Annotated in this window: 23 protein-coding genes and 1 riboswitch; of the genes, 17 read left to right on the top strand and 6 right to left on the bottom strand. The window is 72.8% G+C overall.

Going from position 1 to position 24,323, the window contains the following annotated elements; genetic code table 11:
* Positions 1 to 878: 878 nt before the first annotated feature.
* Together ACZ6I1_RS27560 and ACZ6I1_RS27555 are read right to left on the bottom strand one after the other, a co-directional pair.
* Positions 879 to 1,634 carry an SDR family oxidoreductase gene (locus tag ACZ6I1_RS27560; RefSeq protein WP_469291596.1) on the bottom strand — a complete coding sequence of 252 codons (756 nt, stop codon included), beginning with the start codon at positions 1,632 to 1,634 and terminating at the stop codon, positions 879 to 881.
* Between the two features lie 146 nt (positions 1,635 to 1,780).
* Positions 1,781 to 4,153: a chitinase C-terminal domain-containing protein gene (locus tag ACZ6I1_RS27555; RefSeq protein ID WP_469291594.1), complete on the bottom strand. Its 2,373-nt coding sequence runs from the start codon at positions 4,151 to 4,153 to the stop codon at positions 1,781 to 1,783.
* Positions 4,154 to 4,577: 424 nt separating this feature from the next.
* Positions 4,578 to 4,708: riboswitch (FMN riboswitch) on the top strand.
* Positions 4,709 to 4,858: 150 nt separating this feature from the next.
* Between ACZ6I1_RS27555 and ribD the strand changes: the two genes are divergently transcribed.
* The 10 genes from ribD to ACZ6I1_RS27505 all read left to right on the top strand — a co-directional run bounded on the left by ribD (position 4,859) and on the right by ACZ6I1_RS27505 (position 13,595).
* A complete protein-coding gene (gene ribD, locus ACZ6I1_RS27550) occupies positions 4,859 to 6,004 on the top strand; it encodes a bifunctional diaminohydroxyphosphoribosylaminopyrimidine deaminase/5-amino-6-(5-phosphoribosylamino)uracil reductase RibD (RefSeq protein WP_469291592.1) in 1,146 nt (381 codons plus the stop codon).
* Position 6,005: 1 nt separating this feature from the next.
* On the top strand, positions 6,006 to 6,611 hold the full coding sequence (locus ACZ6I1_RS27545; RefSeq protein ID WP_469291590.1) for a riboflavin synthase: 606 nt from the start codon (positions 6,006 to 6,008) through the stop codon (positions 6,609 to 6,611).
* Positions 6,608 to 7,264 (top strand): nicotinamide riboside transporter PnuC, encoded by a 657-nt coding sequence (gene pnuC / locus ACZ6I1_RS27540; protein ID WP_469291588.1) that lies wholly within the window; start codon positions 6,608 to 6,610, stop codon positions 7,262 to 7,264. Before ACZ6I1_RS27545 ends, pnuC begins: the two co-directional genes overlap by 4 nt.
* The gene (locus tag ACZ6I1_RS27535) at positions 7,261 to 8,565 is read left to right on the top strand and encodes a bifunctional 3,4-dihydroxy-2-butanone-4-phosphate synthase/GTP cyclohydrolase II (RefSeq protein ID WP_469291586.1); all 1,305 of its coding nucleotides are present in this window, start codon (positions 7,261 to 7,263) and stop codon (positions 8,563 to 8,565) included. Before pnuC ends, ACZ6I1_RS27535 begins: the two co-directional genes overlap by 4 nt.
* Before the next feature lie 37 nt (positions 8,566 to 8,602).
* Positions 8,603 to 9,088 carry a 6,7-dimethyl-8-ribityllumazine synthase gene (gene ribH, locus ACZ6I1_RS27530; protein WP_007262951.1) on the top strand — a complete coding sequence of 162 codons (486 nt, stop codon included), beginning with the start codon at positions 8,603 to 8,605 and terminating at the stop codon, positions 9,086 to 9,088.
* A 35-nt stretch (positions 9,089 to 9,123) separates the two neighbouring features.
* Positions 9,124 to 9,405 (top strand): phosphoribosyl-ATP diphosphatase, encoded by a 282-nt coding sequence (locus tag ACZ6I1_RS27525; protein WP_446594813.1) that lies wholly within the window; start codon positions 9,124 to 9,126, stop codon positions 9,403 to 9,405.
* A 70-nt stretch (positions 9,406 to 9,475) separates the two neighbouring features.
* Positions 9,476 to 10,324 (top strand): ATP phosphoribosyltransferase, encoded by an 849-nt coding sequence (gene hisG / locus ACZ6I1_RS27520; RefSeq protein WP_362591207.1) that lies wholly within the window; start codon positions 9,476 to 9,478, stop codon positions 10,322 to 10,324.
* Between the two features lie 121 nt (positions 10,325 to 10,445).
* Positions 10,446 to 10,910 (top strand): PH domain-containing protein, encoded by a 465-nt coding sequence (locus tag ACZ6I1_RS27515; protein ID WP_469291584.1) that lies wholly within the window; start codon positions 10,446 to 10,448, stop codon positions 10,908 to 10,910.
* A gap of 202 nt (positions 10,911 to 11,112) precedes the next feature.
* Complete coding sequence (locus ACZ6I1_RS27510) at positions 11,113 to 12,555, top strand: hemolysin family protein (RefSeq protein ID WP_469291582.1); 1,443 nt, start codon at positions 11,113 to 11,115, stop codon at positions 12,553 to 12,555.
* Positions 12,552 to 13,595, top strand: coding sequence for a hemolysin family protein (locus ACZ6I1_RS27505; protein ID WP_469291580.1), 1,044 nt, complete (start codon positions 12,552 to 12,554; stop codon positions 13,593 to 13,595). Before ACZ6I1_RS27510 ends, ACZ6I1_RS27505 begins: the two co-directional genes overlap by 4 nt.
* Before the next feature lie 49 nt (positions 13,596 to 13,644).
* Here the strand turns inward: ACZ6I1_RS27505 and ACZ6I1_RS27500 are convergent, their stop codons facing one another.
* Both ACZ6I1_RS27500 and ACZ6I1_RS27495 read right to left on the bottom strand, forming a co-directional pair.
* Complete coding sequence (locus ACZ6I1_RS27500) at positions 13,645 to 15,558, bottom strand: AAA family ATPase (protein WP_469291578.1); 1,914 nt, start codon at positions 15,556 to 15,558, stop codon at positions 13,645 to 13,647.
* 345 nt (positions 15,559 to 15,903) lie between these two features.
* Positions 15,904 to 16,539, bottom strand: coding sequence for a uridine kinase family protein (locus ACZ6I1_RS27495; RefSeq protein ID WP_469291576.1), 636 nt, complete (start codon positions 16,537 to 16,539; stop codon positions 15,904 to 15,906).
* 121 nt (positions 16,540 to 16,660) lie between these two features.
* On the opposite strand from ACZ6I1_RS27495, the gene ACZ6I1_RS27490 reads away from it, so the two are divergent.
* The 4 genes from ACZ6I1_RS27490 (at position 16,661) to ACZ6I1_RS27475 (ending at position 19,791) form a co-directional block, all read left to right on the top strand.
* A complete protein-coding gene (locus tag ACZ6I1_RS27490) occupies positions 16,661 to 18,022 on the top strand; it encodes a peptidase C39 family protein (protein WP_469291575.1) in 1,362 nt (453 codons plus the stop codon).
* A 97-nt stretch (positions 18,023 to 18,119) separates the two neighbouring features.
* Positions 18,120 to 18,551: an SPW repeat protein gene (locus tag ACZ6I1_RS27485; protein WP_469291573.1), complete on the top strand. Its 432-nt coding sequence runs from the start codon at positions 18,120 to 18,122 to the stop codon at positions 18,549 to 18,551.
* 144 nt (positions 18,552 to 18,695) lie between these two features.
* On the top strand, positions 18,696 to 18,848 hold the full coding sequence (locus tag ACZ6I1_RS27480; RefSeq protein ID WP_469291571.1) for an SCO1431 family membrane protein: 153 nt from the start codon (positions 18,696 to 18,698) through the stop codon (positions 18,846 to 18,848).
* A gap of 166 nt (positions 18,849 to 19,014) precedes the next feature.
* Positions 19,015 to 19,791 (top strand): class I SAM-dependent methyltransferase, encoded by a 777-nt coding sequence (locus ACZ6I1_RS27475; RefSeq protein WP_469291569.1) that lies wholly within the window; start codon positions 19,015 to 19,017, stop codon positions 19,789 to 19,791.
* Between the two features lie 27 nt (positions 19,792 to 19,818).
* Here the strand turns inward: ACZ6I1_RS27475 and ACZ6I1_RS27470 are convergent, their stop codons facing one another.
* On the bottom strand, positions 19,819 to 20,823 hold the full coding sequence (locus ACZ6I1_RS27470; protein ID WP_469291567.1) for a DUF6114 domain-containing protein: 1,005 nt from the start codon (positions 20,821 to 20,823) through the stop codon (positions 19,819 to 19,821).
* Complete coding sequence (locus ACZ6I1_RS27465; RefSeq protein ID WP_469291664.1) at positions 20,814 to 21,335, bottom strand: DUF6230 family protein; 522 nt, start codon at positions 21,333 to 21,335, stop codon at positions 20,814 to 20,816. Before ACZ6I1_RS27465 ends, ACZ6I1_RS27470 begins: the two co-directional genes overlap by 10 nt.
* A 276-nt stretch (positions 21,336 to 21,611) precedes the next feature.
* On the opposite strand from ACZ6I1_RS27465, the gene ACZ6I1_RS27460 reads away from it, so the two are divergent.
* The 3 genes from ACZ6I1_RS27460 (at position 21,612) to ACZ6I1_RS27450 (ending at position 24,019) form a co-directional block, all read left to right on the top strand.
* Positions 21,612 to 22,307: a TetR/AcrR family transcriptional regulator gene (locus ACZ6I1_RS27460; RefSeq protein WP_469291565.1), complete on the top strand. Its 696-nt coding sequence runs from the start codon at positions 21,612 to 21,614 to the stop codon at positions 22,305 to 22,307.
* 147 nt (positions 22,308 to 22,454) lie between these two features.
* The gene (locus ACZ6I1_RS27455) at positions 22,455 to 23,627 is read left to right on the top strand and encodes an acyl-CoA dehydrogenase family protein (RefSeq protein ID WP_469291563.1); all 1,173 of its coding nucleotides are present in this window, start codon (positions 22,455 to 22,457) and stop codon (positions 23,625 to 23,627) included.
* A complete protein-coding gene (locus tag ACZ6I1_RS27450; RefSeq protein WP_469291561.1) occupies positions 23,627 to 24,019 on the top strand; it encodes a GNAT family N-acetyltransferase in 393 nt (130 codons plus the stop codon). The genes ACZ6I1_RS27455 and ACZ6I1_RS27450 overlap by 1 nt, the downstream gene beginning before the upstream one ends.
* Positions 24,020 to 24,323: the final 304 nt, after the last annotated feature.

The raw sequence follows: 24,323 nt of genomic DNA, 5'->3' as shown, positions 1-24,323 counted from the left end.
CGGGTCGGGTCTGCCGCCGGGCCGGGCGTAGCGCCAGGTCAAGCCCGACCCGGCGGGGGGCCGCCGGCCGGGCGTGCGCCGCGCTGTGCCCGCTGCGGAGCTGGGTTCCCGGGCTGGGCGAAGCGCCAGGCGGAAGTCCGCCCAGCCGGTGGCGTACCGCCGGCTGGGCCTGCCGCGCGGCAGGCGTACCACCCCCGCCGTGCCTCCCGGCCGGGCCGGGCGTACCGCCGACCCCCGCCTGCCACCTGCCCGGGGCTGACCACCAGCCCGGGCCTGCCGCCAGCCCCGGCTTGCCGCCAGCCCCGGCTTGCCGCCGGGCCGGGCGTACCGCCAGGCCGGAGCCTGCCTCGCCCGGGGCGTACCGCCGGGCCGGGTCTGCCGCGTGGTCGGGCGTACCTCCGGCTGGGCGTACCGGCCGTCCGGACGTAGGCGGGCGTACGATCCGGCCCGGGCCTCCAGGCCGGATCGGGCCTACCGCCGGGCCGGCGTATCGCCCGGCCCAAGCTCGCCGCGCTCGGGGGCGTACCGCCGGGCCGGAGCCGGCCCTGCCCGGGCCGTACCGACGGCCAGGCGCACCGCCGCGCTGGGTCTGCCGCGGGGCTGGGCCTCTCGGCCGGGTCGGGTCTGCCGTCGGGCTGGGGCCGCTGGGCCGGGCCCGCCGCCCGGGCCGGGCGTACCGCCAGGCCCACCGGGCCTACCGCCAGGCCCAAGCCCACCCCGGCCGGGCGTACCGCCAGGTCGGAGCCTGCTCGCCGGGCCGGTCCTGCCGCCAGGCCGGAGCCCGCCCCGCCTGGGGCGTGCCGCCGACCTGGGCATACCGGTGGGCCGGACCGCTGCCGACCCTGGCGGCCTCGGCCGGGCCGGAGCCCCCGGTCGCCCTACCCCCGGTGGGGATCCGCTGATCGCCCCGCCGCGTACTGCCCGAACGTGCCGCGGCCCGACGCGTGCGACGGTGTCAGGTTGCCGCCGCGCTTGAAGCCCGCGTACGCCTTGCCCCACAGCGGCAGCGGGACCACCCGGCGCCGGCGGCCCGTCGCCGCCAGGTAGGCGCGGCCCAGCTCCGGCAGGGTGCTGATCTCCGGGCCGCCCATGTCCGGGACCCGGCCCGAAGGGGTCGGCACGGCCAGTTCCGCCAGGCGGTCGGCGACCTCCTCGACCGCGATCGGCTGCACCCGGACCCCGTACGGCAGCGGCACGACCGGCAGCTTCGCCGCCATCTCGACCACCTGGGCCACCAGATCGTGGAACTGGGTCGTGCGCAGGATCGTCACGCCCAGCCCGGAAGCCTCCAGCAGGCGTTCCACGCGCAGTTTGGACCGGTAGTAGCCGAACGGGACCACGTCGACCCCGACGATCGAGATGTAGACCAGGTTCCGGACGGTCCCCGCCCGCCGCGCCGCGTCGATCAGGTGCCGCGCGGCCTCCTCGTCGCCCCCGCGCGGGGAGCTCGCGCAGTGCACGACCACCTCCACGCCCGCCATCGCCGCGTCCAGGCCGCTGCCGTCCCGCAGGTCCACCGGATGGTCCGGCGCGCGCCGGCTCAGGACGCGGACCTCGCGGCCCGCCGCCCGGAGCCGCTCCGTGACCAGCGAGCCGAGGTTCCCGGTGCCCCCGGTGACGAGGATGGTGCTCATGGTGGTGTCCGTCCTTCCTGGATCCGAACTGCTTGCACCAGTAGGACAGGACAGGGCCGCCGAATGTGACGTCCACGTGCGAGGACCCGGTGGCCGCCGGGCCACCGGGTCCTCACGCCGTCATCGTCGTCGCTCACCCAGAGGGGTCAGCAGGCGCCCTGGTCCCTCCAGACGCCCCATTCGCCCGTCGTTCCGGGCTCCTCGTTCTGCGTCCACCACTGGGCCTTCCACGTGCGGCCCTTGTGGGAGACGAGGCTGCCGCCGGTGTAGACCTGGCCCGCCACGTACGCCGGGCTGGTGCACGCACCGCCCGTCGGCGGCGTCGTGGTGGGCGGGGGAGAGGTCGGCGGAGTCGTGGTCGGAGGCGGCGAGGTGGGCGGCGTGGTCGGCGGCGCCGTGGAGCCGGGCTGGACCACCGTGACGCCGCGCGCCAGGTCACCGGCGAGCGCGTACGTCGTGCCGGAGATGTTCACCGTCCAGTTGGAGGGCGTGGACACCGGCAGGTAGTAGTTGAACGCCAGGTCCACCGAGGCGCCCGGGGCCAGCGTCTGCCAGGCCGGCAGCTTCAGGGAGACCCGGTGGAAGTCGCCCTTCAGGCCGCCGGCGTTGCTGCCCGTGTGGTCGCTGCGGATCACCTTGGTGCCGAAGCCGGACTGGTCGGAGGCATTGGCCGGGGCCGCGGTCGCGTAGTCGAACTGGAACTCCGTGCCGCCCGGCAGCGTGGCCGTCGTGTTGTTGGTGATCTTGAGCTTCGGGGTGATCGGGTAGTTGGAGTCGCCGAGCTTGAACGCGGTGAACTCCGTCTTGATGTCCACGGCCTGCGCCGGCAGCGCCGCGTTCGACTTCTTCGCGCCGTACGGGGCGGCGGCCTTGAACTTGTCGTACATCAGCGTGGTGAGCGTGTCGCCCATCTCGTACTGGCCCTTGGCCGCGTTCCAGGCGTAGTCGCCGGCCATCTCCCAGACCATGGTGCCGCCGATGCCGCGGTCGACCACGTAGTCGGCCTTGGCCGCCACCGACTGCTCGTCCTCGGTGGACAGGAAGACCTTCTTCTGCGCGTTCCACAGCCACGGCGCGACCAGCGTCGCGTCGTACTTGCGGGCGTAGGTGCCGGTCAGCGTGGTGTTCGCGGGGAAGCCGTACGTGGTGACGTAGTCGCCGACGATCCCCTTCTCCAGGTTCTTCGCGTGCCACATCGGGTTGGAACCGGCGGGCGATTCGGCGCCGTTGGTGTCCTTGTCGTGCCAGAGGTTGTCGATGCCGACCGCGCCGTCACCGCACTTGGTCAGGCCCGCGCCGGCCGGACAGGTGGTCGCGGGGGCCCTGCCCCACAGGCCGTCCGTGCCGCCCTGCACGTTCTTGTGGCCGCGGGTGTAGTACGGCAGGCCGATGTTGATGCGGCCGGCCGGCATGGAGCCGCGGAAGTAGTGGTACGCCCAGTCCGTGTTGAGGTAGCCGATGTTCCCGTACTGGGAGCTGCCGTAGACGTTCGCGGCGGCCAGCTCGGCGTCCTTGCCGTCGTCGAAGAGCGAGGCGTTCGGCCCGACGAACTCGTTCCAGGCCCCGTGCAGGTCGTAGGACATGATGTTGACGTAGTCCAGGTACTTCTGCATCTGGAACGTCTCCATGCCGCGCAGCAGGTAGCCGGAGGAGGGGGCGGCCACGGTGAGCAGGTAGTGCTTGCCGTCGGCGGCGCCGGCCCGGTCCAGCTTCTCGCGCAGGGTCTTCATCAGGGCGTCGTACCCCTGGACGAGTCCGGCCCGGCGGGCGTTGGACAGCTGCCAGTCCAGCGGGTTGCCCGCGTCCTTCATGGTGGTCGGGTACTCGTAGTCGATGTCGACGCCGTTGAACCCGTACGTGCGGATGAACTCGACCGAGGAGTTCGCGAAGGTCTCGATGCCCGCCTGGTTGACCGATCCGTCGGCGTTGGTGGCCATCGAGTAGAAGCCGCCCGAGGCGACCCGGTTGCCGTCGTCCCCGAAGTAGCCGCCGGTCTCGGCCCAGCCGCCGACCGAGATCAGCGTCTTGACGTCCGGGTACTGCTTCTTGAACTTGGTCAGCTGGTTGAAGTGGCCCTTGTACGGGAGGGCCGGGTCCATCTCGGCGCCCGCGACGCCCGGCCAGGTCATCCCGGTGGCGGCGTTGTTCGCGTTGTCGGCGCCGACCGAGATCTTGTTGTCGGCGCCGACGTGGGCGAAGGCGTAGTTCAGGTGGGTGACCTTGGACCACGGGATGTTGTGGGCGAGGTAGGCGGGGGCGCCGTCCTTGCCGGTGCGCCACCCGGTGAAGTAGCCGATGACCCGGCGCTGGTGGTCGGCGCCCATCTTCTCGCGGCCTTCGGTGTCGTAGACCGAGCAGTACGGGACGTCGACGCCGGCCGTCTTGTACAGCCCGTCGGGGCGGCAGCTCTCGTGGTCGGCGGCGTGGGAGACGCCCGTCGAGAGCCCGGCCACCAGCAGTCCGGCGATTGCGGCGCCGGATGCCAGCAGCATCGCTCTCGTACGTGTGGGGGACAGCATCGTGCCTCCTGGGGAGGGGAGGATGGCGGGACACAACAGGACACAACATGCGGAAAAGTGAAGCGTGTTGGCCCGTGACGTGCGCACATCTGACGGGCTGCTCCCGGGGAAGATGAAGGGAACGTTAAGAGGACTAGACCACCCCGTCAATAGGTCTGGACCAACCACGCGTTCACTCGGCCGGGCCGCCCCCGGGCCGCCCCCGGGCACCCGCACGTCGGCCGTGCGCGACTCCCGCCCTCCTGTGCGACCTTCCGCGCGACCTCCCGTGCAGGCCCCCGCGCCGACCCCCGCGCCGACCCCCGTGCACGCCCCCGCACCGACCCCCGCGCACCCGCCCCGCGATCCCCCTGTGAGCCAGGCCACACCACTTCACCCGCATGGCCGCCGATCACCCGTGGCAGACTGGCTGGAGTACCAGTAGCAGCGCACTCCGGGGTCGGTGTAATTCCGAACCGGCGGTTATAGTCCGCGACCCGTCCGCAGCCAGCGGCCGGTTGACCAGGTGAGATTCCTGGACCGACGGTTAAAGTCCGGATGGGAGGCAGTGCGCGGCGGGCCAGTGACCGGTACGCCGCCGTCGGCGGTTCCTCGGCACATCCCTGCGGATGTGGCGCAGCGGACCGTTTTTCCGGCCTCGGCGTCCCCGTGTGCGCTGTACCGCTTCATCTGTCGTATCCCGACAGGCCCCGGAGTCCGTGCCCGATGAGGCAGGAGGACCCGGTGGCGACACACGCCGCGCACGCAGCACCCGACGCGGACACCCGCGCCATGCGCCGAGCCGTCGAGCTCGCCGCCCGCGGCCTCGGCTCCACCAGCCCCAACCCCGTCGTCGGATGCGTCATCACCGACGCCTCCGGCACCGTCGTCGGCGAGGGCTGGCACGAGCGGGCCGGCGGCCCGCACGCCGAGGTCCACGCCCTGCGCACGGCGGGCGGCGCGGCCCGCGGCGGCACCGCCTACGTCACCCTGGAGCCCTGCAACCACACCGGCCGTACCGGACCCTGCGCCCGCGCCCTCGTCGAGGCCGGGATCACCCGCGTGGTCTACGCCGTCCCCGACCCGAACCCGCAGGCCCGCGGCGGCGCCGACACCCTGCGCGAGGCCGGGATCACCGTGGAGGCGGGGCTGCTCGCCCAGGAGGCCGAGGCCGGCAACACCGCCTGGCTGACCTCCGTGCGGCTCGGACGCCCGTACGTCCTGTGGAAGTACGCCGCCACCCTCGACGGCCGCATCGCCGCCGCCGACGGCACCAGCCGCTGGATCAGCTCCCCGGAGTCCCGCGCCGACGTCCACCGGCTGCGCGCCGAGGCCGACGCCGTCGTGGTCGGCTCCGGCACCCTGCGCGCCGACGACCCGCACCTCGCCGTCCGCGGCATCGAGGGCGCCGTCCAGCCCCTGCGCGTCGTCCTGGACACCCACGCCACCGTCCGGCCCACCGCCCGCGTCCTGGACGGGGCCGCCCCGACCCTGATCGCCGTCGCCGAGGGCGCCGACACCCGCCACCTCACCGGTGTGGAGCTGGCCAGGCTCCCCTCCGACCGGAACGGCATCTCCGTGGACGCCGTCCTCGGCGAACTGCACCGGCGCGGAGTCCGCTCCGTCCTCCTCGAAGGCGGCCCGACCCTGGCCGGCGCCTTCGTCGCCGCCGGCGCCGTCGACAAGGTCATCGGCTACCTCGCCCCCGTCCTGCTCGGCGCCGGTCCGGCCGCCCTCGGCGACGCCGGCATCGGCACCCTCTCCGCAGCGCTCCGGCTCCGGATCACCGAATCCGTCCGCAGCGGCACAGACATCCGCATCACCGCCGTCCCCACGGCTTCCTCCGTCCCCGCAGCCCTCAAGGAGCGCTGAAGTGTTCACCGGAATCGTCGAAGAACTGGGCGAGGTCGCCGCGGTCGAGCAGCTCGAGGAAGCCTCCCGCTTCCGCCTGCGCGGCCCCCTCGTCACCGAGGGCGCCAAGCACGGTGACTCCATCGCCGTCAACGGCGTCTGCCTGACCGTCGTGGAAACCGCCGACGGCGAGTTCACCGCCGACGTCATGCAAGAAACCCTCAACCGCTCCAGCCTCGGCGCCCTGACCGAGGGCTCCCGCGTCAACCTGGAGCGCCCGATGGCGCTGGGCGGGCGACTCGGCGGCCACCTGGTCCAGGGCCACGTGGACGGAACCGGCGAAATCCTCTCCCGCACCCCCTCCGAGCACTGGGAGATCGTCAAGGTCACCCTCCCCGAGAACCTCTCCCGCTACGTCGTCGAAAAGGGCTCCATCACCGTCGACGGCGTCAGCCTCACCGTGGTCGAAGCCGCCGCCGACTGGTTCACCATCAGCCTCATCCCGACCACCCTCGCGCTGACCACCCTGGGCATCAAGCAGCCCGGCGACCCGGTCAACCTCGAGGTCGACGTCCTCGCCAAGTACGTCGAGCGGCTGCTCGGCGCGGACCGGAAGGCCACCCGGTGAGCGCCCTGACCTGGCTCAACGCCGAAGCCTTCACCGTCTTCGGGCAGAAGGTCATCTGGTCCGACATGATCGGCAACCTGATGGGCCTCGCCGCCCTCGCCCTCGGCTGGCGCCGCTCCCTATGGACCTGGCCCGCCCAGCTCCTCTCCGGCCTCATCCTCATCGCCGCCTACGCCTCCGCCCACCTCACCGGCGGCGTCGGCAAGCAGCTGCTGGTCATCGGCGTCGCCGTATTCGGCTGGCGCGCCTGGCAGCGCGGCCGGCAGCAGGCCCAGGACGGCTCCATCGCCGTACGCACCGCCACCTGGAAGGAGCGCGGACTGCTCCTCGCCGGTGCGGTGCTGGGCACCCTGGCCGTCGGCGGCCTCTTCAAGCTCTACCCGGAGCTGTCCCCGTACATCCCCTGGTTCGACGCGTACATCTTCGTCGGCACCGTCGTCGCGATGGTCGCCCAGGCCCGCGGCCTCGTCGAATTCTGGCTGGCCTGGCTCCTCGTCGACCTGGTCGGCGTTCCGCTCGCCTTCAACAACGGTCTGGCCTTCTCCGGCCTCGTCTACGTCGTGTACTTCGCCCTCGTGCTGTGGGGCGCCTACGACTGGTACCAGCGCTCGCGCACCACCACCGCCCCGGCCCTGGAAGGAGCAACGGCATGACCAGCCTCAAGCCCGTGCCCGCCATTCCCGAAGAGAGCTTCGAAGAGTGCTTCCGGCTCGACCCCGTCGAGCAGGCCATCCGCGACATCGCCGCGGGCCGCCCGATCATCGTCGTCGACGACGAGGACCGCGAGAACGAGGGCGACCTCGTCATCGCCGCCGAGAAGGCCACCCCCGAGATCATCGCCTTCATGATGAGCGAGTGCCGCGGCCTGATCTGCGCCCCCATGGAGGGCCCCGAGCTGGACCGGCTCGAACTCCCCCAGATGGTCCAGCACAACACCGAGTCGATGAAGACCGCCTTCACCGTCTCCGTCGACGCGAGCGCCGCCCACGGCGTCAGCACCGGCATCTCCGCCGCCGACCGCGCCACCACCCTGCGGCTCCTCGCCGACGGAGCCAGCGAGCCCGGCGACTTCGTCCGCCCCGGCCACATCTTCCCGCTGCGCGCCAAGCCCGGCGGCGTCCTGGTCCGCAACGGCCACACCGAGGCCGCCGTCGACCTCGCCCGCCTCGCCGGCCTGCGCCCCGCCGGCGCCATCGTGGAGATCGCCGGCGAGGACGGCGTCATGCTGCGCCTGCCCGAGCTGATCCCCTTCGCCCGCAAGCACGGCCTGACGATCATCTCCATCGAGGACCTGATCGCCTACCGCCGCTCCGCCGAGCCGACCGTGCGCCGCGAAGCCGAGGTCAGCCTGCCGACCGCCTTCGGCGACTTCACCGCGTACGGCTTCCGCTCGACCGTCGACGGGGTCGAACACGTGGCCCTCGTCCACGGCGAGATCGGCGACGGCGCCGACGTCCTGGTCCGGATGCACTCCGAGTGCCTCACCGGCGACATCTTCGCCTCCCAGCGCTGCGACTGCGGCCCCCAGCTGCACGCCTCCATGCAGCGCATCCAGGCCGAGGGCCGCGGGATCGTCGTCTACCTGCGCGGCCACGAGGGCCGGGGCATCGGACTGCTCTCCAAGCTGCGCGCGTACGAACTCCAGGAACGCGGCCGCGACACCCTCGACGCCAACCTGGAACTCGGCCTGCCCGCCGACGCCCGCGACTACGGGGCCGGCGCCCAGATCCTCGCCGACCTCGGCGTGCGCAGCGTCCGGCTGCTGACCAACAACCCCGACAAGTCCGCCGCCCTCGAACGCCACGGCATCGAGGTCTCCGGCCGGGAAGCCATGCCGGTGGAGGCGGGCGAGCACAATCTGCGGTACCTGCGCACCAAGCGGGACCGGATGGGCCACGACCTGCCCTGGCTGGACGGGGCCGTGACCACGTCCTCCACCTGCGGCAACCAGTAACCACACACCCCAACACGAACCACCGAGGAGCAGAGCTGTGAGCGGCAAGGGCGCACCCGAACTGAGCGTGAAGAACTGCGGAGACCTGCGAGTCGCCGTTATCGCGGCCCAGTGGCACGAGAAGGTCATGGACGGACTCGTCGACGGCGCCCTGCGCGCCCTGCACGAACTGGGCATCGACGAGCCGACCCTGCTCCGCGTCCCGGGCAGCTTCGAGCTCCCGGTCGTGGCGAAGGTACTCGCCGGTCGCGGCTACGATGCCATCGTCGCCCTCGGAGTGGTCATCCGCGGCGGCACCCCGCACTTCGACTACGTCTGCCAGGGCGTCACCCAGGGCCTGGTACAGGTGTCGATCGACACCGGAGTCCCCGTCGGCTTCGGCGTCCTGACCTGCGACAACGACGAGCAGGCGCTGGACCGCGCCGGACTCGAGGGGTCGAACGAGGACAAGGGGCACGAAGCGGTCACCGCCGCCGTCTCCACCGCCATGACCCTGCGGACCGTCAGCGAACCCTGGCGCTGAGTGGCGTGGGGGAACCCCGTATTCTGAGGACCATCATGGCGAGCAAACCCTCCAAGACATTCGAAGAGCTCTTCAGCGAGCTCCAGCTCAAGGCCGCCAACGGCGACCCCAGCACCTCCCGCACCGCCGAGCTGGTCGGCAAGGGCGTCCATGCCATCGGCAAGAAGGTCGTCGAGGAGGCCGCAGAGGTCTGGATGGCCGCCGAGTACGAGGGCAAGGAAGCCGCCGCCGAGGAGATCTCCCAGCTGCTCTACCACGTCCAGGTGATGATGGTGGCGCGCGGGATCTCCCTCGACGACGTCTACGCGCACCTCTAGGCCGGAGCCCCTCACCACCGGGCCCCCCGCCCGCACACCCCTTACGCATCTACGCACTGAAGGAAGCCCCATGCTGCGCATCGCCGTCCCCAACAAGGGTTCACTCTCCGGACCGGCGTCGGCGATGCTCCATGAGGCCGGCTACCGGATGCGCAAGGAGTCCAAGGAGCTCGTGGTCGTCGACCCCGAGAACGAGGTGGAGTTCTTCTACCTCCGCCCCAAGGACATCGCGATCTACGTCTCCTCGGGCCGCCTCGACATCGGCATCACCGGCCGCGACCTGCTGCTCGACTCCGGCGCCAGCGCCGAGGAGATCCTGGCGCTGAACTTCGGCCGCTCCACCTTCCGCTACGCCACGCTCCCCGGCACCGCGAAGGGCCCCGAGGACTTCCACGGGATGACCATCGCGACCTCGTACGAGGGAATCGTCGCCAAGCACCTCGCCGAGAAGGGCATCGACGCCTCCGTCGTCCACCTCGACGGCGCGGTCGAGACCGCCATCCAGCTCGGCGTCGCCCAGGTCATCGCGGACGTCGTCGAGACCGGCACCAGCCTGCGCAACGCCGGCCTCGAGGTCATCGGCGAGCCGATCCTCACCTCCGAGGCCGTCGTCATCCGGGGCAACGGCACCGACGCCGACGACCCGCGCGCCCAGCAGTTCCTGCGCCGCCTCCAGGGCGTCCTGGTGGCCCGCAGCTACGTGATGATGGACTACGACTGCCGCGCCGAGCACCTGGAGCGCGCGGTCGCCCTCACCCCCGGCCTGGAGTCGCCGACCGTCTCCCCGCTGCACAACGAGGGCTGGGTCGCGGTCCGCGCCATGGTCCCGGCCAAGGAGGCCCAGCGGATCATGGACGACCTGTACGAGCTCGGCGCGCGCGCGATCCTCACCACCTCGATCCACGCCTGCCGCCTCTGAGCCCCGCCTCCGAGCCCGGGCTCCGAGCACCGTCTCCGAGCCCGGGCTCCGAGCACCGTCTCGCTGAGCCCCGGCTCCGCCCTCCGGGTCCGACCCCCTCTCGCAGAACCGAGCGCACACCATGACCGAGCCCGCCGCCCAGCCCGTACCGCCCGCCCTGCCGGTCACCTTCCGGCCGACCCGCACCCGGGCCGTCCTGCTGAGCGTCGGGCTCGCCATGTTCGCCACCATCACGGCGATCGCCTTCCTGCTGGAGACCCTCAGCCCGGGAGAGCGGATCAGCTTCGTCTTCACCGCGGTCCTGCTGTCCTCCGTCCTCCTCCTGCTCAGCCGCCCCAAGGTGGTCGCGGACGAGGCCGGGGTCACCGTCGTCAACCTCACCACCACCCGCCGCCTGGAGTGGGCGCAGATCCTGCGCGTCAACCTCCGCCCCGGCGACCCGTGGGTGTTCCTCGACCTCAACGACGGCACCAGCCTGCCCGCCCTGGGCATCCAGCCCGGAATCGCCCGCGCCCAGGCCATCGCCGACGCCCGCGCGCTGCGCGCCCTCGCCGCGGCCAGGGGAACCGGCGCACACGACCACTGAGCCCGCAGATCCTCGTCGCCGCGTACCGTTGCGGCCGCGATCTCAATGACTACCCTGGTGGCGGGGCGCAGCCGTGCGCCCTCCCACTTGTCCCGGGCCCCCCGGGGCCTGCGGGCACCCTGCGACTTGAGGAGTGACTCCCTCCAGCAATGGACGGATCGTCCGGTAATACCCGCGCCGCCCTCCCCACGGAGGCGGCGGCATGACCATCCCGCTACTCCTGCTCGGCGCGGCCTTCGTCCTGATCCTCGCCAACGGTTTCTTCGTGGCAGCCGAATTCGGCCTCGTCACCGTGGAGAAGCCCGAGGCCGAACGCGCCGCCGCCGACGGTGACCGCCGTGCCCGCACGGTCGTCAAGGCCCTGCGGGAGCTGTCCTTCCAGCTCTCCGGCACCCAGCTCGGCATCACCATCACCTCCCTCGTGGTCGGCATGCTCGCCGAACCGGCCCTGGCCGCCCTGCTGGCCGCGCCGCTCGCCGCGACCGGCCTCGCGGGGGGCGCCGCCTCCGGCGTCGCCGTGGCCATCGGCATGCTGCTCGCCTCCGCCGTCCAGATGGTCGTCGGCGAGCTCGTCCCGAAGAACTGGGCGGTCTCGCGGCCGCTCCAGGTCGCCCGCTTCGTCGCCGGCCCCCAGCACGCCTTCTCCCGCGCCTTCCGGCCGGTCATCGCCGGCCTCAACGCCGTCGCGAACCGGCTCGTACGGGCGCTCGGCGTGGAGCCGGCCGAGGAGATGGCCTCCGCCCGCACCCCCGGCGAACTGGTCTCCCTGGTCCGCCATTCGGCCCAGGCCGGCGCCCTCGAACAGGACACCGCCGACCTCTTCGTACGGACCCTCTCGCTGGGCGGGCTCACGGCCCAGCACGTCATGACCCCCCGGGTGAAGGTCAGCGCGCTGATGCACACGGCCACCGCGGCCGACGTGCTCAACCTCACCCGCGCCACCGGCCTCTCCCGCTTCCCGGTCTACCGCGACCGCATCGACGAGATCACCGGCGTCGTCCACCTCAAGGACGCCCTCGCCGTACCCGAGCCGGAGCGCGCCCGCACCACCGTCGGCCGGATCAGCGTCGCCCCGCTGCTGGTGCCCGGCTCCCTGCCCGTGCAGCCGCTGCTCGAGCGGCTGCGCAGCGAACAGCCGATGGCCGTGGTCGTCGACGAGTACGGCGGCACCGCCGGCGTGGTCACCCTGGAGGACATCGTGGAGGAACTCGTCGGAGAGGTCCGGGACGAGCACGACCTCGCGGAGGACGACGCGCCCGAGCTGGCCGCCGTACCCGCCGAGGACGGCCGCCCCTCCTGGGAGGCCGACGGCAGCTGCCGCGTGCAGACCCTGCGCCGGATAGGCCTGGAGGTGCCCGAAGGCCCGTACGAGACCGTCGCCGGCCTCGTCGCCGACCTCCTCGGCCGGATCCCCGCCCCCGGGGACCGCGCGGAGCTCCCCGGCTGGCGGCTGTCCGTCCGCCGGGTCGGCCGCAACCGCGCGGAACGGGTGCGCCTCGTACGGACGACGCCCGTCCCCGCCGCCGTCCCGTACGGCCGGCCCTCCGGCGCCGGCCGCACCGAGCGGCCCGCCACCCGCCTCGGCGCCGGCCGCCCCGCCGATCCGGCACCGCAGCCGGCCGAGCTGGAGGGCGCGGCCCGGTGAACGTGCTCCAGCTCCTCTTCGCCCTGCTGCTGGTCCTCGCCAACGGCTTCTTCGTCGGCGCCGAGTTCGCCCTCGTCTCCGTACGGCGCAGCCAGATCGAGCCGCTCGCGGCGAGCTCCAAGCGGGCCCGCCAGGTGCTCCACGGCCTGGAGAACCTGCCCCGCATGATGGCCGCCGCGCAGTTCGGCATCACCGTGTGCTCCCTCACCCTCGGCGCGGTCGCCGAACCCACCGTGGCCCGGCTGCTGGAGCCCGTCTTCCACGCCGTCCACGTACCGCAGGGCCTGATCCACCCCCTCGGCTACGCGTTCGCGCTCGCCGCCGTGGTCTTCCTGCACCTGGTCATCGGCGAGATGCTCCCCAAGAACCTCGCCATGGCCGCCCCCGAGAAGACCGCCCTGTGGTTCAGCCCCGGCCTGGTCGCCTTCGCCCGCCTGTGCGGGCCGGTCACCACCGCGCTGGGCGCCTGCGCCACCCTGGTCCTGCGGCTGTTCAAGGTCGAGCCGAAGGACGAGGTCGAAGCCGTCTACACCAGCGCCCAGCTGGGCCGCCTGGTCGAGGACTCCCGGCAGGCGGGGCTCCTCGAACCGGGCGAGCAGGAACGTTTGGAGGACGTCCTCGAACTGGGCAGCCGCCCGGTCACCGACGTGCTCCTGCCGCCGGCCCGCCTGGTGACGGTCGGCCCCTCCGCCACCCCGCGCCAGATCGAGCAGCTGACGGTCCGCACCGGCTACTCCCGCTTCCCCGTCCGCTCCGCGAACGGTGCCTTCATGGGCTACCTGCACGTGAAGGACGTCCTGGACCTGGAGGAGCGGGAGCGGGCCGTGCCGCAGCGGGTCTGGCGCCGGATGCCGGTCCTCTCCGCCACCCTGCCGCTGGACGACGCGCTCACCGTCATGCGGCACGACGCCACCCACCTGGCCCAGGTCGCCGACCCCTCGGGCCGGGTCCTCGGCCTGGTCGCCCTGGAGGACGTCCTGGAAATGCTCGTCGGCGAGGTCCGCGACCCGGCCCACCGGGTGCCGGCAGGCCGCGCTTAGCCCGCGGCACCGTTGTCAGGGGCGCTGCCCCCGAACCCCCGCGCAGCGGCTACAGCGGCGGCGGCTCCGGACGGTCCTGGGGGCCGCGGCCCGACAGGACCTCGCCGTAGGCCTGCATCAGGTCCGGCAGCCGAAGCGTCGCCAGGTCGTCGCGCGACGGCTCCCCCGGGAAACCCGCCAACCGCAGGTCCCGGTACGCGCAGCTCTTCTCGTACAGCGTCCGCAGGAACCGCCCGTTGCCGAGCTCGTCGATCCAGCCCTGCTCCACCACGTGGCCGCTGATGCTGCGCAGTTCCTCCAGGGCCTCCTCGTCCCAGCGGTCCCCGTTCGCCTCCGCCAGGACCCCGCCGATCGCGGTCAGTTCCAGCGGCCGGTAGCTGGGGAAGTCCACCCGGGAGGTGAACCGCGAGGAGAGCCCCGGATTGGCGGCCAGCAGCCGGTCCATCCCGGCCGGATAGCCCGCCAGGATCACCACCAGGTGGTCGCGGTTGTCCTCGGCCCGCTTCAGGAGCACCTGGAGCGCCTCGTCGCCGTACGCGTCGCCCTTGCTGTAACCCGAGTTGGACAGCGAGTAGGCCTCGTCCACGAACAGCACCCCGCCGATCGCCGAGTCGATCAGCTCGTTCGCCTTCACGGCCGTCTGGCCGAGGAACTCACCCACCAGGTCCGCGCGTTGCGCCTCCACCAGATGGTCGCCGCCCAGCAGCCCCAGCGCGTAGAACACCCGGCCCAGGATCCGGGCCACCGTCGTCTTTCCCGTACCCGACGGCCCGGAGAACACGAAGTGCCGTTTCGGCGGCTGCACCGGCAGTCCCTGCCCGGCCCGCAGCCGGGCCATGTGCAGTTGCGCGGACAGCGCCTTCACCTGCCGCTTGACCGGCTCGAGCCCCACCATCCGCTCCAGCTCCGCCAGCGCACCGGCGAGCGCCTCCGGGTCGGCGGGCCCGGCAGGCAGCCCCGCGGGCGCGCCCTGCGGCGGGACGGACACCTTGCGCCGTACGCCCTCCGCCCGGCCCGCGGGCGGGGTGGCCGCGCCCAGCGGATCGGGCTCCACCTGGCCGTCCGCCGCGATGTCCTGGACCGGCCCGCCGCCGCTCAGCGCCACCGCGGCGAAGTCCCCGCCCGCCGGCGGCGGCCCGTGCCCGCCGAAGCTCCCGAACCCGGAATACCCCGCCAGGCCGGCCATGCCGTCGGTGTCGTCGCCGTCCTCGATGGCCGTCAGCCGGGCCGCGGTGTCCATGAACGCCGGGTCCACCCGGTGCACCGCCCGGTACAGCGGCAGCGCCGCCGCGCTGCGCCCGGTGCCCTCGTGCGCCCGCGCCAGCCAGTACCGCAGCTCCTTGCGCTGGGGCTGCTCGCTGCGACACCGCATCAGCGCCGCCGACAGCATCGGCTCGGCCTGCCCGTACATCTCCAGCCGGACCCGGGCCATCCCCCCGAACAGGCCCGCCTCGATGCCCAGCAGCGGATCGTCCACCAGCGGCTCGGTGTGCCGGACCAACTGCTCCCAGTCCTTGACCAGGTAGGCCCGGCAGGCGTGCAGGAACCGCACCTGCGGATCGGTGTCGACCGGGGGCAGTGCGGCGAGCGCCTGGTCCAGCTCGGGCACGTGGCGGCCGTCGAGCCAGTGCGAGGCGTGGGCCAGCAGCAGGTCCCGCCGGCTCTCCAGCACGGGCTGCACCCACCAGCCCAGCCAGTACCAGGAGTTCAGCGTCCGCCGGTGCCGGGCCCGCTGTTCCCCGAAGCGGTCCCGGTGCGCGTACATGCGCAGTAACGCGTCGGTGGTGTCCACCCGCAGCGCGTGCAGGCCCAGCCAGGCGTCGGCCATCGTGGGATCGAGCCGTACGGCCGCCCGGAACTCCTCCTCGGCCTGCGGATAGGCGCCCATGGTGCAGGCGTCGACCCCGCGCAGCCAGGCGAGTTCGGCCGGGGCGTGCGCACTGCCCGGCGTGCCGAAATCCATCACGTCCCCCACAAGCCTGCCCCCGTGGTGCGCGGCAACCCCCGCGCCGAGGGCGCGAGTTGCCCTTGCGCCGATGAAATCAGGGGTGCATCGTACCTGCGGTTTCGCACCTTACGTAGGGTGCGAGGGGCCGGGTTAGGGGGTGTGTCCCGGGCGTGCCCGGTGACGCACGGTGAAGGCGCGGGGTGACCCGGAACAGGACGAAGCCCCCGGTCACGGGGGAACAACCGGGGGCTTCGCGTGCGCGGAGGCCGGTAAAAGCCCCGCATTGAGAACGTAAGGCCGGTGCGGGCCCGAGGTCAAGCAGGTCGGTGGAGCCCCGGCGGAGCGGACTTCCCGGGCGGCTCAGGCCCGGGGGAGTCCGTGACCCTCGGTGACCGAAGCGGGGGTTCGTGCGGGCGCACCCGCCCCGCAAGACCACTCGTATCCCGTACCCCTCTGCCGCACCAGGGTGTCCGCGAAGGGGCGCGAAGGATCATCCGAGAAGTGCGCGCGCTCCGCGCGCTCCCACCCGTCCCAGAAATCGGAAAGTTCACGCCCGTCCCGGTTTCGCCCCCGCCCCCAGGACTGTTCACGGGGCGTCTCCATCCACAGCAGCCGCGCCAGATGCGGCCGCAGCGCCCGCCGCCCGGCCCCGACCCCCTCGACGAGGAGCACCGGCACCGGCTCCAGGACCCGCTCCGGGCCGAAGCGGCGCTCCACCCAGTCGTACGGCCGCCAGTGCGCGGGCCGCCCGGCCGCCAGCGGTTCCAGTACCTGCGTCCGCAGCCGCTCCTGCCAGCCGAACAGTTCCTCGTGGGTGGCCACGTCGTCCAGGTGTAGCACCGGAACCCCGCCCAGGGCGTCCGCCAGCCGCGCCGCGAAGGTGCTCTTCCCGGAACCGGCGTGCCCGTCGATCCCGACGAGCCGTACCGGGCCGAGGGACGGGGGCAGCGCGGAGAGTTCCCGCGCGAGTGATTCGAGTGACTGGTGTGGCTCCACCCGACCAGCGTAGACAGGGCCGACACGTGGCGCGGCTTCGGCCCGCGACGGGCGGGAACTGGAAGGGTGAAGCCACCGAAGCACCGACCCGAAGCACCGACCCACCCTGGGGGACCCCGCGATGACCGCACCCACACCGCGCAGGGCCGTACTCGCCGCCGCACTCGCGGTCGCCACCGCGGCCACCGCCGCCACCGTCTCCGGCGGCAGCGCCTCCGCGGCCGCCCCGGCCGCCCCCCGGGGCCCGGGCCGTACCGTCGACAACCGGTTCTGGTTCTCGCACGCCCACTGGCTGGCCGGGACCCACCGGGGCACCGCCGCGGTGGGTGGCGCCCGCCCCGGTCTGCAGGTCAGGACCCCGGCGGGCCGGACCGAGTACGCCGACCCGCACACCGGGAAGAAGGGCGTCTGGGAGTACGCCACCTGGACCTCGCCCGTGCACCGCCCGGCCGTCCCCGCCACGGAGGCCGTCGCCTCCTGGAACGCCGACACCCCCGCCGGGACCTGGATCCGGATCGAACTGCGGGCCACTTACCAGGACGGCACGGCCACCCCCTGGTACGTCATGGGCCGCTGGGCCTCCGGGGACGGCGACATCCGCCGCACCTCCGTGGACGGCCAGACCGACGGCCGGTCCACCGTCTGGACCGACACCCTGGCCGTCGACTCCCCGGCGGGCGGCCCGCGCATCACCGCCTGGCAGCTGCGCCTGACCCTGTACCGCCGGCCCGGCGCCGACCGGGGGCCCACCGTCCGGCTCGCCGGCGCGATGGTCTCCGCCGTCCCGGACCGGTTCACCGTCCCCGCCTCCACCCCCTCCGGGCGGGCCCACGAGCTGAAGGTCCCGCGCTACTCCCAGGAGGTCCACAAGGGGCGCTACCCCGAGTACGACAACGGGGGAGAGGCCTGGTGCAGCCCCACGTCCTCCCAGATGGTCGTCGAGTACTGGGGCCACAGGGCCGCCGCCGGCTCCACGGCCTGGGTCGACCCCCGGTACTCCGACCCGCAGGTGTGCCACGCGGCCCGCTCCACCTACGACGCCGCCTACAAGGGCTGCGGCAACTGGCCCTTCAACGCCGCCTACGCCGCCACCCACCGAGGGCTCGCGGGCGTCGTCACCCGCCTCGCCTCCCTGGCCGACCTGGAGACCCTGGTCCGGGCCGGGATCCCGGCCATCACCTCGCAGTCCTTCCGCGCCGAGGAGCTCACCGGCGCCGGCTACGGCACCGCGGGCCACCTGATGACCGTCATCGGGTTCACGGCCGCCGGGGACGTCGTCGTCAACGACCCCCACGCGCCCGACAACCCGTCCGTACGCCGTGTCTACAAGCGTCGCGAATTCGAGAACGTCTGGCTGCGCACCAAGCGCCACAACGCGGCCGGGAAGGTCGTCTCCGGCTCCGGTGGCGTCTGCTACCTCTACGCCCCGCAGGTGCCCGACGCGGCGCGGCTCGCGGCGCTGCGTGCGGTGGGAGTGCTGTGAAAACCGGTGAAACCCACCTTTGACCTGATGGTGGGGATAGGCGGAACATAATGGGGTAAATGGCACATAAAGCCTTCTCAAGGAGAGGCGGCCAGACATGACCACCCATTCGAGCATCGAGCACCACCCCGACCTCGCTGAGATGCGCACGCGCTTCGAGCGGGTGACCGCCACCCCCGCAGCGCAGGCCGTGGAGGCATTGGCCCTGATCACCGGCCTGTACCTGGCGGCTTCGCCATGGATCGCAGGGTTCAGCACCCTCACGCCGCTGGCCATCAACAACCTGATCGCCGGCCTGGCGTTCTGCCTGTGCATGGGCGGTCTGGGCACTGCCTACGAACGCACCCACGCCATGGCGTGGACAGCGGTCGCCCTCGGTGCATGGACGATCATCGCCCCGTGGGCCATCGCCGGCGAGATGGACACGACCCGCACCGTGGTCAGCAACATCATCACCGGCGCCGTCGCCCTGTGCCTCGGCCTCGCGATGGCGGCCATGGCCGGCCGCAACAGGGAGACCCGCGTCTGACCGGCCCGTCGGGATCCTCATCGGCCGGGCCCGGGCCGCACCGGTACGCCGGAGCGGCCCGGGCCCGGCTGCGCTGCGTGACGCGCGCCACCAGTGACCAACATCTCTCCCGCGAAAGCCGCGAACGCTGGCACATTGGACACCATGACCGCCAACAGCGCCGCCCCCGACGTCCCCGCCCGCACCCTCGTCCGCACCGGCGGACCCGAGGACGACTCCTCCTGGCTGGAGCACGTGCTCGGCTGGACGCTCGTCGTCGTGGTGGCCATGTTCGTCACCCAGGTCGGCTGGCTGTAACCCCCCGGTTCCCCCCGCCGCACCCCGCGCGCCCGTCACGTTCGTCGTGGCGGGCGTTTTCGCGTCCCAGGACGGCGAGGCTGTGCGGCGGCGGCGGACCGCGCCTGCACAATTCCGCTCGACGCCCGAGCACCCGTGCCTCCACACCAGCCACAAGGGACTCCTCATGGCCACGAAGAAGAACCTTCACGCCGACCGCACCAGCGTCGCCCACAAGGTCCGCTACGCGCTGAGCAACCCGACCCGCATCGCCCCGTACCTCCGCCGCGCCGCACGGGACGCCTGGCTGCGCCACAAGCACCCCGACCACGTGTCGTACTACCGGGCCGTCATGGCCTCGGACACCGGCCGCAACCCCGAGGCCGCCGTCGGCAGCCAGAGCCACGACCGCTGGCTGGCCCTGGGCAAGATGCAGTTCGACTACCTGCTGGGCCACGGCCTCACGCCCGCCCACCGCATGCTGGACATCGGCTGCGGCAACCTGCGGGCGGGCTGGCGCTTCATCGAGCACCTCGAACCCGGCCACTACTACGGCATCGACATCTCGCCCGACATCCTCATCGCCGCCAAGGAGACCCTGACCAGGCAGCGCCTGCAGCACAAGCTGCCGCACCTGACCATCACCCGGGACCTCACCCTGGACTTCCTCCCCGACCGCCACTTCGACGTCGTGCACGCCCACAGCGTCTTCTCCCACTCCCCGGTCCCGATCATCGACGAGTGCCTGGCCCACGTGGAGCGCGTACTGGCCCCGGGCGGCTGGTTCGACTTCACCTTCGACCGCACCGAGGGCGCCGAACACCAGGTCCTGCGCGAGGACTTCTACTACCGCACCGAGACCCTCGTCGACCTTGCCGCGCGGCACGGCCTCAAGGCCCGGTTCATGGACGACTGGGAGCGGCTCGGACACGGCCAGTCCAAGATCCGCGTCACGGCCGGCTGACCCCCGCCGAGCACCCCGCCCGGCAGATCACGAGGCTTCCAGCCGCAGCCCGTCGGTGACGATCACATCGGAGGTGACGAGCGCCTGCTCGGCCGTGACCCGGGTCATGAAGACGAACGGCGGGATCACCGGCGGAGCGGGCAGCCCGTCCGGGCTGAAGGTGACGCACAGCAGCCCTTCGATGCAGCCGCTGAACCTCGTCAGGTACAAGGTCACGTCGCCCCGCAGATCGAGCGAGGTGGCGGCGAGCCCGTACTCCTCGCTTCCGTCGCGCGTGCGCAGCCGGTAGTCGCGCAGCGAGGCCGCGCGCATCCGCAGCACCAGCACCTTCAGCGGCCCGTCCACCGTCGGCACGTGCGCGACCCCCGCGAAGGCGAAGCCCTGCGGCGCGAACAGCGAGGTGGTGACCGTCGGCGGAGTCCGCGCCGCCATCGGAGTCCCCGCGGCGGGCGCGGCGCCCGCCCCTTCTCGCGGTGAACCGGGCTCCGGACTGGTGCCGCCCGTCGCCAGCGCCGCCAGCAGCACCACGGGCAGTACGGCGGCCAGCGCCCGCGGACCCGCGCCGTCCGGGCTCGGCAGGTACGGACCCTCCTCGTCCGGCTCCTGCGCGGGCAGCGGGGTCCAGCCGAAGGCCAGCGCGCTCCCGGCGATCCCGAGCGCCATCCCGACCAGGAACCCGCCGAGATTGGTCGCCACGAAGGAGAGCACCGACAGCAGCAGCGCGTGCAGCGACACGTACGCCCGGGCCTGCGGCAGGAACCACAGGAACAGCCCCGCCAGGACCAGCGCCACACCGATCCCGATGGCGGCGATCCCGCCGAGGCCCAGGCTCACCAGCACGGTCAGCGGCGACAGCGGGACGAGCAGCAGCTCGGTCCCGCCCAGCACCAGCAGCAGCCCGCCCCAGAACGGCCGGGTCCGGCGCCACACGCGCAGCCGGCGCCGGTGCTCCGGCAGCGGGAGCCGCCGCTCGAGCCACCCGTTCCGCAGGCCCGCTGCCCGCCGGACGGCGCTGCGGACGACTAGAAGCACGTCGCGCCGTCCAGGCCGACGCTCAGCTTCAGGCCCTTGAGCCGGAAGTTTCCGCCGGTCGCGGACCAGGCGCGGGACTTCACGCCCACCACCTCGATGTCCCCGGCCTGGAGGCCGAACGCGCCCGGCTCGCCCTTGACCCCGGCCACCTGGTCCAGGGTCGAGGCGTCCCGGCCGATCTGCGCCGTGCCGAAGACGGCGTCGCCGGCCAGGTCCTCGCCGTCGATCACCAGACTGCTCGCCGTGACCTCCCCGGCCGGGCCCCCGGCGGTCAGCTTGAAGACCACCGTGCCGAGCGGGGTCCCCACCTCCGCGGCCTGGCAGATGTCGGCGAGCGTGGCCTCGCCGATGCCGAGGAGCGCCACGGGATGGCCCTTGCCGTCGACGGAGCGGTCCGTCTGCACGTAGGAGGCCAGGCCCTTGCTCGTCAGCCGGGAGGAGGAGACCTGGAAACTGGTCCCCGAGACGGCGAAGGAGGCGGCGAGCGCGCCCTGCGCCATGATGACGGCCATGGCACCGACCGCGGCGACCGCCGGCACCGCGACCAGGACCGTCTTCTTCCACCGGACCCGGCCCTCGCGGGGCCGTCCGCGGCCCCCGCTGCCACCGGCGTCCGCGCGCTCGTCCCTGCGCTCGTGCTTGCCCTTGCCCTTGTCGTGGCCCTTGCCCTTGCCCATGCCCATGCCCATGAAGGTGCCTCCCGTACGTCGTCCAGTGCGCAGGGGAAGTGCTGCCAGGGTGCTGCCATACTTCAGCCATCCGGTGGCAGTTCGAGGCTAGGGCCGAATTTGAATAATAGTCAACAGCGGGGTACGACCGGCCGTTCGCAGGTCCGCAGGGCCGAACTCATAGCGACCGGGCGCAAGTTGTTCGCCGACACCTCGTACGACGCACTGTCCGTGGACGACATCGCCCAGCACGCGGGCGTCGCCAAGGGCTTGATCTACTACTACTTCAAGAGCAAGCGCGGCTACTACCTCGCCATCGTCGAGGACTCCGTCGCCGAGCTCCTCGCCCGCGCCGGCGGGGAGACCGGCCTCCCGCCCGCCGAGCGGGTCCGCCGCACCATCGACGGCTACCTGTACTACGCCGAGCATCACCACGCCGCCTACCGCACCATCGTCACCGGCGGCGTCGGCTCCGACGCCGAGGTGCTGGCCATCCGCGACGCCGTCCGCGAGGAACTGGTCGCCACCATCGCCGAAGGCGCGTACGGACGCCGCACCCTCCCGCCGATCGCCCGGCTCGCGCTCGTGGGCTGGCTCTCCTCGGTCGAGGGGATCACCCTGGAATGGACCGGCGCCCTCGTCGCGGGCGCGGCCGACCAGCCCGACCGCGACCGGCTCGGAGCCCTCCTCGTGCGCCAGCTGAGGACGACACTGGACGTCATCGAGGAGTTCGTCCCGGAGTGCCCCGCTCCGCCCGCCCGGGGAGGAGCCGCCGGAGAGCGGAATGATCTTGCACCGGTGACGGGACGCCCCTGATCGGGCATACTCAACCCGCCGCAGCCGCTGAACAGCCGCTTCCGTGATCCGGAAGGGCAGCATCGGCTGTAAGAGCACCGAGATCCGGCGGCGCGTCCCACACCTCACGCGTCGCCGCCGTGCCCGACCAGGGAGGAGAGCGCCGCCATGACAGACCGCGCCCCGCAGACGGTGGACCGTCAGCTGCCCACCGAGGAGTCCCGGGACCTCCTCGCCCTCGTACGCGAGATCGCACAGCGCGAGATCCGCCCCAAGGCCGCCGAGGAGGAGGACGCCGGACGGTTCCCCCGCGAGGTCTTCACCCTGCTCTCCGACGCGGGGCTGCTGGGCCTCCCGTACCCCGGAGAGTTCGGCGGCGGCGAGCAGCCGTACGAGGTCTACCTCCAGGTCCTGGAAGAGCTGGCCGCGGCCCGCCTGACCGTCGGCCTCGGCGTCAGCGTGCACTCCCTGGCCTGCCACGGACTGGCCGGCTACGGCACCAAGGAGCAGCAGGCCGCCCACCTGCCCGACATGCTCGGCGGCGGCCTCCTCGGCGCGTACTGCCTCTCCGAGCCGGCCGCGGGCTCCGACGCCGCCTCGCTGACCACCAAGGCGGTGCGCGAGGGCGACGACTGGATCATCACCGGCACCAAGGCGTGGATCACCCACGGCGGAGTCGCCGACTTCTACACCGTCCTGGCCCGCACCGGCGTCGAGGGCCCCAAGGGCATCACCGCCTTCCTGGTCCCCGGCGACGCGGAGGGCCTGACCGCGGCCGTGCCCGAGAAGAAGATGGGCATGAAGGGCTCGCCCACCGCCCAGCTGCACTTCGACGGGGTCCGGGTGTCCGACGCCCGCCGCATCGGCGAGGAGGGCCAGGGCTTCACGATCGCCCTGGCCGCACTGGACGCCGGCCGCCTGGGCATCGCCGCCTGCGCCATCGGCGTCGCCCAGGCGGCGCTGGACGAGGCCGTTGCGTACGCGCTGGACCGCAAGCAGTTCGGACACCCGATCGCGGACTTCCAGGGGCTGCGCTTCATGCTGGCCGACATGGCCACCAAGATCGAGGCGGGCCGGGCGCTCTACCTCGCGGCGGCGCGGCTGCGCGACGCCGGCAAGCCGTTCTCCCGCCAGGCGGCGATGGCCAAGCTGTTCTGCACGGACGCGGCGATGGCCGTGACCACGGACGCGGTCCAGATCCTCGGCGGCTACGGCTACACCGCGGACTTCCCGGTCGAGCGCCTGATGCGGGAGGCGAAGGTGCTCCAGATCGTCGAGGGCACCAACCAGATCCAGCGCATGGTCATCGCCCGCCACCTCGCGGGGCCGGAGACGCGCTAGTGGCGGAGCCCGCTGCGCTCGAGGTCAGCCCGGCCCTGACCGAGGCCGAACTGAACGAGCTGTTCGCGGCCTCCTGGCCCGGGCACCGTACGGCCTCCTTCGCCCCGGTCCTCGAGCGGAGCCTGGCCTGGGTCGCCGCCCGCCGGGACGGCCGCCTGGTCGGCTACGTCAACGTCGCCTGGGACGGCGGCGTGCACGCCTTCGTCCTCGACACGACGGTGCATCCGCAGGAGCGGCGGCGCGGGCTGGGGGTCCGTCTGGTACGGGCCGCCGCCGGGGCGGCGCGGGAGCGCGGAGCGCAGTGGCTGCACGTCGACTACGAGCCGCACCTCGAGGCCTTCTACGCGCAGTGCGGTTTCCGCCCTTCGGCGGCGGGGGTGCTGGCGCTCTGAGCGGGGGCCCTGCCGATCGGGATCGGCTTTCGGATCAGCTTCCGAAGAGCGGACCGTTCGGCCAGATCGGGGAGGAAGCGATCCGGGACCACTCCGGGTCGCGCCGCCCCGGCACGGTCCGCCCGTCCTCGGTCCAGCGGGCGATCAGCGCACTGTAGATCGGCGGATCGGGAAACCGCTGCCGGGACGCGGGGGCGGGGGGGGGGGGGGGGGAGGGGGGGGGGGGGGGGGGGGGGCTCTTCAGGATGGAGGGAAAGGGGGGGGGGGGGAGGGGGGCGCAGGGGGGGTTTGGATCTTTTGTTCT

The sequence above is a fragment of the Streptomyces sp. NPDC046303 genome (assembly GCF_055588085.1).
Note: the sequence above shows the minus strand (reverse complement) of the source record. Positions and strands in the feature narration are given on the sequence as shown.